The sequence below is a fragment of the Nocardia sp. NPDC058114 genome (assembly GCF_042884695.1).
GTDB lineage: Bacteria > Actinomycetota > Actinomycetes > Mycobacteriales > Mycobacteriaceae > Nocardia.
In genome coordinates this window covers 134,236-147,219 of record NZ_JBHVTK010000011.1, presented here as the reverse complement: position 1 = coordinate 147,219, position 12,984 = coordinate 134,236, and the positions used below count along the sequence as shown (strand labels likewise).

Below are 12,984 nucleotides of genomic sequence, written 5' to 3'. Positions count from 1 at the left end.
TTCCGACCTTCCTTTTCCCCTAATCCGAACAGGAGTGAACTGTTGACTACAACTCGCACCGCCATTGTCACAGGCGCCGCGCGCGGCATCGGGGCGGCAGTAGCCGTCAGGCTGGCCGGCGACGGCCACGCGGTTGCCATCGTCGATCTCGATGAGGCAGCCTGCAAACCCATCGTCGAAACGATCGAGCGAGCCGGAGGCACGGCAATCGCTGTCGGCGTCGACGTTTCCGATGAGGCCGGCGTCCAATCGGCTGTCGAGAAGGTTGCCGGCGAACTGGGCCAGCCGACCATCTTGGTGAACAACGCCGGTGTCCTCCGGGACAACCTGCTGTACAAGATGACCACTGACGATTGGGACGTCGTGCTGAGCGTGCATCTGCGCGGCTCATTCCTCATGACCCGTGCGGTACAGGCCCACATGACCACAGCACGCTGGGGTCGGATCGTGAACTTGTCCAGCACTTCTGCGCTGGGCAATCGCGGACAAGCGAACTATTCCGCAGCGAAGGCAGGCCTGCAGGGTTTCACCAAGACGCTTGCGCTGGAGCTGGGCAAGTTCGGTGTCACCGCAAACGCGATCGCACCGGGTTTCATCGAGACCGAGATGACCGCGGCGACCGCGGCGCGCATCGGGATGTCGTTCGATGAGTTCAAAAGCGCTGCCGCCGCGGAGATCCCAGTAGGCCGTACCGGCACACCCGACGATATCGCGCACGCCGTTTCGTTCCTCGCGAGCGAAGGCGCGGGATTCGTTTCAGGACAGGTGCTGTACGTGGCAGGAGGCCCACGGGGATGAGGTTTCTCGATGGCCTCAATGGGCTGCAGCAGGCCGAGGGTACCCATCTGGGGTATTCCGATTGGCATACCATCACCCAGGAGCAGATCGACAGTTTTGCTGACGCGACCGGCGACCACCAGTGGATTCACGTGGACGCTGAGCGCGCCAAGGCCGGTCCGTTCGGCGGCACGATCGCACACGGCTACTTGACCCTGTCGCTTGTTCCGATGCTGACCTGGCAGGTCTACACCGTCGAGGGCATGCAGATGGGTGTCAACTACGGTGCCAACAAGATTCGGTTCCCGTCTCCGGTGCCGGTCGGTTCGGCAGTACGGGCAGGCATCGAGTTGGTCTCCGTATCTCAGGCAGATTCCGGATACCAGGTGGTCACACGGGTCACCGTCGAACGTGCGGGCAGCAGCAAGCCTGCCTGCGTAGTCGAAGCTGTCACCATGTTCGTGCCATAAGGGGCGGTGCGAAGAACGACGCGCTGACGCCGAGGATACCGCCTCGGCGGCGGCGACCACCTCCATCCACGAAAATGCCCAATAACTACTTCCATTGGCCACACCATGTTCGAGCATTTCACACCACAATTGACGGAGCCGGATGTCATCGTCCAAATCCACTGGTCAGATGTCGGGGGCGACTGCTTGGATCTGTTCTACGAGGCCTGCGTGAGCGCCGCGAGCCGGTTCGTGGCCGCTTTCAACGCCTCTCACACCAATGCCATCGCCACGATGTGCGCCGATACCGCCGCGCTGTTGCTGCCACGCCTTCCATGCGAACGAAACTGGGTGATTCCCTGACGACCGTGTCCGATCCTCTCGATATCGACGGCATCATCCACGACTGGCGCGACAACCCCGCCTATTTACTCGCTGCTCGGCGTGGGCGCGCCCACGCCGCCGCTGGGCAACATCACTCAGGAGGCTCGCTGCGCCACCGGCGCAGGCGAGCTCTCCGTCGTGGAAGCGATCTGCGGCCACAATCGCGGAAGGTGCTGGGTCCGCTCGCGTCCGCGGTGTGCCGACTCAGCCCACAACACGGATTCATTGGGAATCGACTGCATCAGTCGGGATCCAACGGGAACACCTTGAACGCCACATTCGCAGGTGATGGGCTCGTTTTGGAACTGATGAAACACAATGGGCCGCAGAGTATTTGAATCGGCAGGTTTCTGGTCGAGTCCAGACGGGAGGTGGCGGATTTCGCTGGATACAGTCGAGAGCGGTGCCGCCGCCGCGAATCCCAGTGAAGGACAGCAAAACAATGCCTGACAACAACGAACCCGCTGTGCGCTACTTCGCGTTGATCGATGACGAGCGAGGCTGGCCCGAGGGCTGGCGCGCCCGTCGAATCACCGGGCTTGTGCGCCGGACCGACACCCAGCCTCTACCGACCGACGAAGCGCTCGGCAGGGACTTCACCTGGGGTCCTACCGAGTACCTCCAGCGCTATCGGCGGGGAATAGACGAGCCCCACGAGGAGATCTCCGCCGAGTCAGCCGAGCGATTCATCGCGAGTTGGCGCGCCTCGAGGGCGAGCAGCGAGGCCGAACGCACGCGCCCCGCGTCGAACCCACCCGTCGACGACGCACAAGCCTGATCGGTTCCGCGCGGCGAGCAGGTCGTCGGGTTCCGGTGCTTCGACCGGCTCGCGATCTCTCGTTTTGTGCTGAAAGTTGGGATCGGTAGGCGGCGGGTATGGCATGTACTTGCCGCATGACATCTTCTCAGCTTCCCTCGAACCAACCGCAGTCCCCCGGCCTGGACAAGAAGACCAGTGCGATCCTGTCCTACGCGCTGGGCTGGCTCACCGGAATCATCTTCCTCTTTGTGGGAAAGAACGATCCCGATGTGAAATTCCATGCTGCGCAATCGATCATCTTCTTCGCCGGGGTCTCGGTGCTCAATATTGTTCTGAGCATCGTCGGCTCGCTCCTCGGCGCCCTGGGGATCATCTTCAGCCTCGCCGGACTCGCCCTCGGGATCTTCGCGGTCGTCGTCTGGATCATGGCTATGGTCCAGGCGAACAACAGCGGCGGTGTCCGTGCGGAGCTTCCCCTTGTCGGAAAGTTCGTTGCCCCGTTCGCCGATCAGCTGGCCGGTTCGGTCAAGTAGCGACGTACCCGAAATCCCCGCACGGCGACCACGCCCAATACTCCGAAGATCAACGGCCCGAGACTGTCTCGGGCCGTTGACGCACGCCCGGACCGTCGCGCCCCGCAGGCTTCCTGACCGATTTTGACGAATGGACTTCGGTTCACGCTGTGAACAGCGCTACTACGGGCAGTGCTGTCAGGACTACCAGAAGTGTCGCCACGATCTTGGCCAGTCGAATCCGGCTCGAGCCGGGTTCGACGACAAACGGCGCGGCGGCTGCGAGGACCGCCGCGGCGGCCAGGGCGAGCACGGTGCCGATGAGGAGTTCGTAGCCATGGGGATCTGTCAGCGGATCGGCTGACAGTCTGGAGTGGAGCACGATGTACACGCACCGTAGCCAGAAAAGTCCTGCTGTACAGGCGATGAGAAGGGCCGACGCGGCGACCGGTATGCGCCATCGGGTGCCGGCCGCCTTGTTCGGTCTCACCACTGCCTCTCCACGACTTCGGTGGCCGACCTGGGGTCCGCGTCCGATCAGCATGCCTGGGCGGTCTGGTCGGGGTCAGCGCCGGCGGCTAACTCTTTCTCACCCGCGCCGGTCATGCGGGCTACAAGCGCGGAACGCAGGCGCCAGATACCGTCCGGCTGCGTCGGGTCGAGCCCGGTGATCTCGGCGATCTTGTTCAGTCGGTAGTCGACAGTGTTGGGGTGTACGTGCAGCGCACGCGCGGTGCGCAGACGAGTGGAGTGGGTCGCGAGGTGCGCTGTCAACGTCTCCAGCAGGACTGGATGGTCCTCGAGCGGGTCCAGTAGCGCGGCCAGATGCCTTCCTGCTGTGCCCGGCCGGGACAGCTGGTACTCCAGCGACAGGTCGTCGAAGCGCTCGAGCCCGACTCGGCGCAGGCGGCGCATGATGTCGAGCACCGCGTGCGCGCGCTCGACCCCTTCGGAGATGTCGCCTGCCCCTGCCACCACGAACGCGGCGCGAACCTGCGTCTGCGCCGCGCCGGCGATCTGCTCGACGAACCGTTCGGCGGCGCCGGGATCGAAATGGTCTTGCGGAATCAGCAGGGTAGCTGTGTCGGTGCCCATCTGCATCAGCGCGTTGTCATCGCAGTGGTGCAGCACCTCGGCTCTGATTCGCCGAATTGTCCGGTGCGCGAGGATATGGCGATCCGGGCGCGGCTCGTCCGCTCCATGGCGTGGCACGAACCCGACCGCGAAGACGAAATAGCTCTCGGCCAACCGGACCCCGCAGGCGCGCGCCAGGGCCGGTGTCGCATTCCCGGCGATCAGCGCGGCGGCCACGGCATCGGCTGCGTCACTACCCGCCACCTGCCTTTCACGCAGGTACGCCTGTGAGATCGCCATGGCGAGCTCGCGGGAGAGGTGGCCGAACATGCGCGCTGTTTCGATCAGTGCCACGTGATCCTCGTCGACCCTCGCGCGTGCGGTGAGATGGTCGAACACCGCCTGCGTGCCTACCCGCACGGCCTTGTGCATCGTGTCGATCGTGACGCCCTCGCGTGCCCATTCCATGACGTCGGCGCGCACCTCGGCCAGCGGTTCGGCAGTGTCGCCGCCGGTCAACATTCTGGCGGTGAGCTCGAGGCACGCGTTCACCAGTGCGGCGACATCGCGACGTAGGGCCGCCATGGGCACTCGGGCGGGTAGTTCACTGCCGACGATGAACAGACTCATGATCTTGCCCGAAATCGTTGACGCTGCGGGGAGCCGGTCGAGAATCGGCCGACCTACCGTCGTCGCGGTCCGGGCCGACAGGATGCTGTCGGGCATGCGCACATTTCCTACTTTCCGCTGTTTGCGCTTTTATCGTGCGGCCTCACCACCCCGCGTTCCAATGGTGCTTCGCACCCAGATGAAACCATCGTTGTGCACTATGCACCACCGGGCATGCAAAGGACGCTTCACCCGTACACCCAAACAGGCTACGGAAGCAGGATTCGCGGCTGCGGCCGACACGGTTCCGCCCGGCGAATGCACGGTCTCCGTGCTTGCCGAATGTCGAGTACGGACCTTCTCAGCTGTAGAAATGCTGCCTGTGCCCGCAATGACGGCGAGTGAGCCCACCCGGTGGGGAGCGCGATGGTCCCAGGATTCACCGTCGGCAGGCATCCGCTACGCCGGTCGAATTCGAGTGAACGAATGTGTACTATTTTGCCGTGAACAGCTCGGGCGCGCAGCCGCTACAGGGTTCGACCAGCCACGCTACTCCGCCAGGGTTGCTCCGATGACCACAGTCGCGATCACCGTGCTCGCGATCGTCGCCGCCGGTGAAGCCGTCGGCATACTCATCCTGTCGATCTTGCTGGTCCGGAGTCGGCGCAAGCGCCGGGCACCACGTCGGTCGACGACGGGGCAGCGGTTGGTGGTGAGCGGTCGCGAAGCGGTACGAACCGCCTGGCAGGCCGCTGATCTGGTGCGTGCCAAAGGTTTTCGTGCCGCCGTGCTCACCTCCATCGAAGACCTCGCGGGCTGGGCACGGGTCGAACGTCCCGACCTGGCCAGACTGGCGCCCGACGGCAACGTCGTCATCATGTTCTCCGACATCGAGCAATCGACCGCTCTCAACGAACAGCTGGGCGACCGTGCGTGGGTCAAGCTGCTCGACCGCCACCACCGCCTGGTGGATCGCTGCGTGCACAACCACGGCGGCCATGTGGTCAAGAACCAGGGCGACGGGTACATGATCGCCTTCGCCGCTGCCGACCGGGCGGTCCGATGCGGCCTGGCCATCCAGGCGGCACTGAGCAAGGACGCCGAAGCATCCCGGGGCGAGGCCGATTTCCGGGTCCGGATCGGTATCCACATGGGAAGTTCCGTCCGCCGGGGTGACGATTTGTTCGGACGCAACGTCGCCATGGCCGCGCGGGTCACCGCGCAGGCAGAGGGTGGCGAAGTCCTCCTCAGCGAGCCGGTGCTGGAGGCGATCGGAAGCAGTACCGATCTCACGATCGGAACCGGACGGGAAGCGACCCTCAAGGGTCTGCGGGGCACGCACCGCCTCACTCCGGTCTGCGCGCGGCGGTAATTCGAATCGGTTCAACTGGGCCGGGGAGTGTTCTGCCGCCAGTACAAAGCGTCCAATGCGACCGCGACATGCACGCCGTTCTCCGCCAGTGGACGTGGCAGCAACTCGTCCGCGCGGGCGATCCTGCGCAAGATCGTGTTCCGGTGGGTGAACAGGCGCGCCGCAGCGCGCGTGGCATTGCATTGCTCGTTGATGTAGACGAGGACCGATTCGCGTAGTTCGCTGTCGGCGTGTTCCAGATCGCCGAGGGTGTACTTGATGAATCGGTCGGCCTGAGCGCCGTTTTCGGTGATCAGCGAGGTCAGTTGCACCTCGCCGAAGGTGACCAGGCGTCGGGTGCTGTGCGGGCGGGCGAGGATTCGGTGCGCGGCCTGCGCGTCGAGGTGACTGGTCCGGAACCCGGCGAGGTCTCGGCCGGTCGAGCCGATCGCGATCCGCACGCCGGGGATATGGTCCAGCGCTTCGGTCAGTGCCGCGGTGTCGGGAGGGGTGGGGCCGGGCACCCACACCCACAGGGTGGCCGCGCTGGCGAGCACGCTCAACGCCGTGGCCGCCCCGGCGGCCTGTGTGAGGGCCCTGGTCACCCGATGCGGTTCGTCGAGTTCGGCACCGGGAATGTCACTCCAGGCGATGGCCGCGGTGTGGGTGGCGTCGAGCCGGTAGCCGAGGCGGGTCGACGCACGCTCGATGTTGGTCGGCTCCCCCTCGAGAATGAGCGAAATGACTTCGCGGCGTTCGGCATACGAGCCGCGGGCGAGTTCGTCGCGCTCCTGACCGATGACCTCGGTGATCGCCTCGATGGTGCCGTCCACGAATGCGGCGATCGAGGCGGCGGTGACCTCCAAGACCTCCTGCAGCTCGAACGGGTCCGGCGTGAGAATGAAGATGATGGTCATCCACCGTCGCCAGACGACATTTTGCCCGACGCGATAGGCCTGCAAAGCGGCCTCGTTCATGCCACGCCGGACCAGGTCGCGAACGGTGGCGATCTGGTCCGCACCGAGGTTGATCGGCACCGGCATTCCCGGATCGGCCACGTTGGCCGAGGCCCAGTGCAGCAGGTTGCCACGGTTGACGCGCCGGACCGCCTCGGCCAGCAGCGGATCCCCCGCGACAGCGCGCAGGCTGGTTGTCAGGAGAGTGGCGTCATAGAGTTCGTCGAGCCATTCCTCCGGCGCGTTCAGCGCGATCTCGGCACCTTGGCGGATTACTTCTCGCGCGCGGTCGGACAGGCGTCGATCGAACAGACCATCACCGGAGTGCACCGTGTCATTATGCAACCTCCGATCCGAATTCATCTGCGCCGAACTGCCCGTCGCCGACCCGCGTACTTCGTCAACGACACCCGCGACCAGGCCGCGGCGTTCGTCCGCGAACAGCTCAGCCGGTAGCCGCGAAACTGAGAGGTGTCGCCGGGCGGTCGCTGGCATAGTGATTTCGCATGGGACGGACGTTCGAGGATTTGATCGCCGAGGCGGCATCGGCGCCGGTGGAGGGATGGGATTTCTCCTGGCTCGACGGGCGGGCCAGTGAGGCGCGTCCTTCGTGGGGTTTTCAGCGGCTGATGAGTGATCGGCTGAAGACCGCTTCCGCTGCTCTGGATATTCAGACCGGTGGTGGCGAGGTTCTGGCCGAGGCGCAGGTGTTCCCGCAGACCATGGTCGCCACCGAGTCGTGGCCGCCGAACATCGCCAAGGCGACCGCGTTGCTGCATCCTCGCGGCGTCGTTGTCGTCGCCGCGCCCGACGAGCCGCCGTTGCCGTTCGCCGACGCGGCGTTCGATCTGGTCACCAGCCGACATCCGGCGACGATCTGGTGGGCGGAGATCGCGCGCGTTCTGCGTTCGGGGGGAACGTATTTCGCACAGCACGTCGGACCGGCGAGCGTGTTCGAGCTGGTGGAGTATTTCCTCGGTCCGCAACCGGAAGCCCGTCGAGGGCGCCATCCCGACAACGAGGCCGCCGCCGCGCGGGCCGCTGGACTGACGATCACCGACCAGCGGACCGAGCGGCTACGCATCGAGTTCCACGACATCGGTGCCGTCGTGTACTTCCTGCGCAAGGTGATCTGGATGGTGCCCGGGTTCACCGTCGAGGCCTACCTCGACCAGTTGCGTCGGCTCCACGATCGAATCCGGCAGGAGGGGCCGTTCGTGGCGTACTCCAGCCGCACGCTCACCGAAGCCACCAAACCGTGACTCACGGGTGGTGTCAGGCGCCGGCCGCGTAGCCCTCGTTGCCCATCGCCTGGGCGGCGAGGCTCTTGCGGTACTGCTCCAGCGCCACCAGGTCGCCGAACAGCGTCATGTAGGTGTCGGGCTCCTCGCTGGCCGACAGCCGCTGCAGCCTCGACTTGAGCTCGGCGATCTGGCGGCCTACCCAGGCTTCCTGGACTCGCGCGAGGATGCCCGTGATGAAGCGGGGGGTGTCGTTCTGGGTGCGCACCGGGAGCTGCTCGTTGGCCAGTTCGGAGACCAGGGCGCGGATCATCAGGTCGTCGGTATGGTCGGCGACGGCGGCGACCCATTCCGCACCGCTGAGCCCGGCAGCCGTGCCGCCGGCCTGGGCGATCATGATGCGCACGGCCACATAGGCGGGGTGGGTGAAGGCGGCGGCGTCGATGGCGTCGAAGGACACGCCCGCGATGCCCGGGTATTGCAGTGCGGCGCTGAGGGTTTGGCGCTGCGCGTACAGCACCGGGTCGTTCGGTGCGGGCCGCACCGAGGAGCTCTCCTCGACGCGAGGCGCGGGGATCGCCGCGGCGCCGGACTTCAGATCGGGCGTGGTGCCGCCCATCCGGTTCTTCTTCGCCTCTTCACCGACCCGGCGCACGACGAGCTGGATGTCGTCCCAGCCCACCCAACCGGCCAGCTTGGTGGCATACCCCTTGCGGGTGGCGTTGTCCTTGATCTGGGCCACCACGGGCACCGTACGGCGCAGCGCCTCGACACGACCCTCGACATCGTCGAGATTGTGTTCGGCCAGCAGTCCGCGAATCACGAACTCGTACAGCGGGGTCCGCCGCGCCACCAGATCACGCACGGCGCTGTCGCCGGAGTGCTGACGCAACTCGCACGGATCCTGCCCGTCGGGCGCCACCGCGATGTAGGTCTGTCCCGCCAGCCGCTGATCACCGCTGAACGCCTTCAGCGCCGCGGCCTGACCGGCCGCGTCACCGTCGAAGGTGTAGATGATCTCGCCGCGCCAGAAGTTGTCGTCCATCAGCAGCCTGCGCAGTACCTGCAGGTGTTCTTCGCCGAACGCGGTGCCGCACGACGCCACCGCGGTTTTCACCCCGGCCAGATGCATGGCCATGACGTCGGTGTAGCCCTCGACGACCACGGCCTGATGGCCCTTGGAGATGTCGCGCTTGGCGTGGTCGAGACCGAACAGCACCTGAGACTTCTTGTACAGCAACGTTTCCGGCGTGTTCACGTACTTGCCGGGCATGGTGTCGTCGTCGAACAGCTTGCGCGCGCCGAAACCGATCACCTCGCCGCCGAGATTGCGGATCGGCCACAGCAGGCGACGATGGAACCGGTCGATCGGACCGCGCTTGCCCTGCTTGGACAGTCCGGCAGCTTCCAGTTCCTTGAACTCGAAACCCAAGCGCTGCAGGTGCTTGGTCAGCCCGTCCCAGCCCGCGGGGGCGTAACCGCAGCCGAACTGCGCCCAGGATGCCTTGTCGAAGTTGCGGTCGGTCAGATACTTGCGCGCGGCCTCGGCCTCGGGTTCGTGCAGCAGGCCCATGTAGTACTCGTGCGCGGCGGCATTGGCGGCGACCAGGCGCGAGCGGGTGCCGCGGTCGCGCTGCACCGAGGTGCCGCCACCCTCGTAGTTGATCTGGTAGCCGATGCGATCGGCCATCTGCTCGACGGCCTCGACGAAACCGATGTGTTCCATCTGCTGCAGGAACTTGTAGACATCGCCGCCCTCACCACAGCCGAAGCAGTGGAACAGCCCGTGGTTGGGGCGCACATGGAACGACGGCGACTTCTCGTCGTGGAACGGGCACAGACCTTTGATCGAGTCGGCGCCCGCGCGTTTGAGCGCCACGTACTCACCGACTACATCTTCGATCCGGACACGTTCACGGATCGCCGCGATATCGCGATCTGGGATTCGTCCGGCCACGATGAGCGAGTCTAGTCGGGTCTGCTCAGCGGCAGTCCAGCGAGGCGGCGACGCGTTCGAAGCGGCTCTCGGTGTAGGACGCGATCTGGTCGATCACCACGCGCACGCGGGCGGCCTCGGTGGTGGCGGCGTTGAACCAAGGCAGCATCTGATCGTCGAGGTGGGCGGGCGCGGTGGTGAGCAGCCGATCGGCGACGGCCTGCACGCGGTCGCGCTGGGTCTGCTGGCGGGCGAGGTGGCCGGGGTCGGAGCGCACGTAGCGCAGGGCGACGGTCTTGAGGACGGCCACCTCGGCGGCCACGATCGGCGGCACGATCAGGTCGGCCTCGTAGCGGCTGAGCGGGCCTTCGCCGTAGCGCTCGTGGGTGGCCGAGATCGCGGCGGTGGCGAAGCGGCCGACCAGTTCACTGGTGAGCCGTTTCAGGGCAACCGAGGCGCCGAAGCTGCCGTCGTAGTTCACGGCGTCGGCCACGATGTCGAGCTCGGAGAGCCGTTGCGCGGCGGCGGCGAGTGCCTCGATCGACTGGTCGGGATGCTGGCCGTGGCCCTGCTCGGCCAGCGCCGCCTGTTCCGCCGGGTCGGCGAGGGCGCGCAAGTCGATGCGGCCGACGATCACACCATCCTCCACGTCGTGCACCGAGTAGGCGACGTCGTCGGACCAGTCCATGATCTGGCATTCCAGGCTTTGTTTGCGGTCGGGCGCGTCTTTGCGCACCCAGGCCAGGCGCTCGAGGTCGTCGTCGTAGGCGCCGAACTTGGTGCCGGAACCGCTTCTGCCCCACGGGTATTTGAGGGTCGCGTCCAGGGCCGCCCGAGTGAGGTTGAGCCCGAAGCTCTCTGCGTCGGCGTCGAGGACCTTGGGTTCGAGGCGGGTCAGGATGCGCAGGTTCTGCGCGTTGCCTTCGAAACCGCCGTAGCGGTCGGCGAATTCGTCGAGCGCGCGTTCACCGTTGTGACCGTAGGGCGGGTGGCCGATGTCGTGGGCCAGGCCGGCCAGGTCGACGAGGTCGGGGTCGGCGCCGACACCGTCGGCGATACTGCGCCCGATCTGGGCCACTTCGAGCGAGTGGGTCAGCCGGGTGCGCGGGGTGTCGCCCTCGCGCGGGCCCATGACCTGGGTCTTGTCGGCGAGGCGACGCAGCGCGGCGGAGTGCAGCACGCGGGCACGATCGCGGGAGAACTCACTGCGATGCCCCTTGCCCGCGGCGCCGGGCCACGCGGTCTTACCGGGCTCGTGGACCATGCGTTCCTGGTCGTGCGGGGTATAGGTCCCGGTCATCTCACTGTCCCGCCTCGTAAGGAAAATCTGCCGAGAAATGAGTGAGCTGGTACCAGAGCAGCGCGCCGGTTTCGCGGGCGATGCCGTGGAATTGCGACTCCCTCGTGTAGACGGCGGGCCCGGTACGGGTGGGTGCGGTCCACGCTTCCAGGCCTGCGTCGCGAGCCATCGTCCTGGTTCGCAGTGAATGCCACGGATCGCTCACGAGTACGGCCGATGACATATCGCGCTCCCCCATCGCCGACGCCACCGCCTCGATGCTGCGCAGTGTGTCGGAACCGGTTTCGACGGCCACGATGTTCTCGCTGGGGACGCCCTTGTCCTCCAGATACCGTTTGCCCGAGGCGGCTTCGGTATACAGGTCGCCCTCCTGTTTGCCGCCGACAGTGATCACGGTGGGCGCCACCCCGGCCTCGTAGAGTCGCCACGCCTGATACAGCCGCGCCTCGAAAACCGACGACGGCGTTCCCGAATACTGGGCCGCGCCGAGCACCACGATCGCGTTCGCGGGGGTGTAGTCGTCGATCCGCGCGACCTGCCAGACCCGGACCGCTGTCCCGGCGACCAGCACCAACCCCATCAGCACCGCGCCGGCGATCAACCGGACGAACCACACCGAGACCGTCGACACCAGCCCGCGCGGATGCCTGACATCCGGGGCGGGCGTGACCGTTCGCGAGAAACCCGATTTCACCTTCGTCAGTCTGCCAGGTCGCTCCGACGCCCCGCGGGGTCAGCGGTCACCACCGGATTCCGTTCCGGTGAACGGCCGACCGCCGGTACCGCGGACTCCCAGGGGATCGTCGCGGCGATGTCGACGAACGAGCGGATCAGCGGGCTGTGTGCCGCGCTGGTCCAGGCCAGCACGAGGCTGCTCGGCGGCTTGTCGGCGAGCGGGACCACCACGAGACCCTCCGGGACCGGGTGGCCCAGTGGTGTGAGGCCGACGGTGCCGTTCCACAGGACGGTTTGCTGACATTCGTGGACGGTGCGCACCACCGGGCCGGTGTCCGGATCGGTCGGGTGCGACCAGTAACTCCGCCAGATCGGTTCGGTATCGGCGGGCAGCTGGAACCACTGTCGATCGGCCAGTTCGCGCAGGTGCAGACTCGCGCGATCTGCCAGGGGATCGTCGACGCGAAGGACGACACCCACCGGGTCGGTGCGCAAAACCTGTGTGGTGATGCCGGTTTCGTCGAAGGGCGTGCGGGTGAGGGCGATGTCGACGCGTCCGGCGCGCAACCCGGCCGTCGGGTCGGCGAAGTCGCCTTCTCTGATGTGCACCTGGACGTCGGGATGCGCGGCCCGGTACGCCGCGGCCAGTCGGCTCCCTGCCGCTTCGGCGAAGGTGCCGATCGTGACGGCGGACGCCCCGGCGGCGACCGCGACCCTGGTGCGCACCCGATCGGCCTGGGCCAGCAGCTCGAGGGCCTCGTCGTAGAGGGCGGACCCGGCAGGCGTGAGAGTCACGCCCGTCGGTGAACGACGCAGGAGTTCGTAGCCGAGGTCGTCTTCGAGCTGTTTGATCGCCCTGCTCAGGGGCGGCTGGGTCATGTACAGCCGGGCGGCGGCGCGACCGAAGTGGAGTTCCTCGGCCACCGCCGTGAAGTATCGCAGCAGACGGAGGTCCATGAG

General features: G+C 66.3%; 14 protein-coding genes. 7 read left to right on the top strand and 7 right to left on the bottom strand.

Annotated elements, in window-relative coordinates; all coding sequences use genetic code 11:
* Positions 1–39 precede the first annotated feature (39 nt).
* From fabG to ACFVVI_RS30515, 5 genes are all read left to right on the top strand, one after another.
* Positions 40–798, top strand: a complete 759-nt coding sequence (gene fabG, locus ACFVVI_RS30535; RefSeq protein WP_387447936.1) for a 3-oxoacyl-ACP reductase FabG — start codon at positions 40–42, stop codon at positions 796–798.
* Positions 795–1,247 carry a MaoC family dehydratase gene (locus tag ACFVVI_RS30530; protein ID WP_387447820.1) on the top strand — a complete coding sequence of 151 codons (453 nt, stop codon included), beginning with the start codon at positions 795–797 and terminating at the stop codon, positions 1,245–1,247. Before fabG ends, ACFVVI_RS30530 begins: the two co-directional genes overlap by 4 nt.
* Positions 1,248–1,352: 105 nt before the next feature.
* Complete coding sequence (locus ACFVVI_RS30525; RefSeq protein WP_378657478.1) at positions 1,353–1,589, top strand: hypothetical protein; 237 nt, start codon at positions 1,353–1,355, stop codon at positions 1,587–1,589.
* Positions 1,590–2,052: 463 nt separating this feature from the next.
* On the top strand, positions 2,053–2,388 hold the full coding sequence (locus tag ACFVVI_RS30520) for a hypothetical protein (protein ID WP_387447818.1): 336 nt from the start codon (positions 2,053–2,055) through the stop codon (positions 2,386–2,388).
* Between the two features lie 116 nt (positions 2,389–2,504).
* The gene (locus ACFVVI_RS30515) at positions 2,505–2,903 is read left to right on the top strand and encodes a DUF4870 domain-containing protein (protein ID WP_379315277.1); all 399 of its coding nucleotides are present in this window, start codon (positions 2,505–2,507) and stop codon (positions 2,901–2,903) included.
* Between the two features lie 142 nt (positions 2,904–3,045).
* Here ACFVVI_RS30515 and ACFVVI_RS30510 read toward each other — a convergent pair whose 3' ends face one another.
* Both ACFVVI_RS30510 and ACFVVI_RS30505 read right to left on the bottom strand, forming a co-directional pair.
* On the bottom strand, positions 3,046–3,264 hold the full coding sequence (locus tag ACFVVI_RS30510) for a hypothetical protein (RefSeq protein ID WP_387447815.1): 219 nt from the start codon (positions 3,262–3,264) through the stop codon (positions 3,046–3,048).
* Between the two features lie 155 nt (positions 3,265–3,419).
* Positions 3,420–4,682 (bottom strand): PucR family transcriptional regulator, encoded by a 1,263-nt coding sequence (locus tag ACFVVI_RS30505; protein WP_387447813.1) that lies wholly within the window; start codon positions 4,680–4,682, stop codon positions 3,420–3,422.
* Between the two features lie 454 nt (positions 4,683–5,136).
* Here ACFVVI_RS30505 and ACFVVI_RS30500 point away from each other — a divergent pair, with 454 nt between their 5' ends.
* Entirely contained in the window at positions 5,137–5,937 is an 801-nt protein-coding gene (locus tag ACFVVI_RS30500) for an adenylate/guanylate cyclase domain-containing protein (RefSeq protein ID WP_387447812.1), read from the top strand.
* Between the two features lie 11 nt (positions 5,938–5,948).
* On the opposite strand, the gene ACFVVI_RS30495 is transcribed toward ACFVVI_RS30500, so the two are convergent.
* Entirely contained in the window at positions 5,949–7,202 is a 1,254-nt protein-coding gene (locus tag ACFVVI_RS30495; protein ID WP_387447810.1) for a PucR family transcriptional regulator, read from the bottom strand.
* A 176-nt stretch (positions 7,203–7,378) separates the two neighbouring features.
* On the opposite strand from ACFVVI_RS30495, the gene ACFVVI_RS30490 reads away from it, so the two are divergent.
* The gene (locus tag ACFVVI_RS30490; protein ID WP_387447808.1) at positions 7,379–8,134 is read left to right on the top strand and encodes a class I SAM-dependent methyltransferase; all 756 of its coding nucleotides are present in this window, start codon (positions 7,379–7,381) and stop codon (positions 8,132–8,134) included.
* Positions 8,135–8,147: 13 nt separating this feature from the next.
* Here the strand turns inward: ACFVVI_RS30490 and dnaG are convergent, their stop codons facing one another.
* The 4 genes from dnaG to ACFVVI_RS30470 all read right to left on the bottom strand — a co-directional run bounded on the left by dnaG (position 8,148) and on the right by ACFVVI_RS30470 (position 12,981).
* Positions 8,148–10,070 carry a DNA primase gene (gene dnaG, locus ACFVVI_RS30485; protein WP_378637593.1) on the bottom strand — a complete coding sequence of 641 codons (1,923 nt, stop codon included), beginning with the start codon at positions 10,068–10,070 and terminating at the stop codon, positions 8,148–8,150.
* Positions 10,071–10,095: 25 nt separating this feature from the next.
* Positions 10,096–11,349 (bottom strand): deoxyguanosinetriphosphate triphosphohydrolase, encoded by a 1,254-nt coding sequence (locus ACFVVI_RS30480; RefSeq protein ID WP_387447805.1) that lies wholly within the window; start codon positions 11,347–11,349, stop codon positions 10,096–10,098.
* Position 11,350: 1 nt separating this feature from the next.
* The gene (locus ACFVVI_RS30475; protein ID WP_378637756.1) at positions 11,351–11,929 is read right to left on the bottom strand and encodes a YdcF family protein; all 579 of its coding nucleotides are present in this window, start codon (positions 11,927–11,929) and stop codon (positions 11,351–11,353) included.
* Positions 11,930–12,048: 119 nt separating this feature from the next.
* Positions 12,049–12,981: a LysR family transcriptional regulator gene (locus tag ACFVVI_RS30470; protein ID WP_387447803.1), complete on the bottom strand. Its 933-nt coding sequence runs from the start codon at positions 12,979–12,981 to the stop codon at positions 12,049–12,051.
* Positions 12,982–12,984 lie beyond the last annotated feature (3 nt).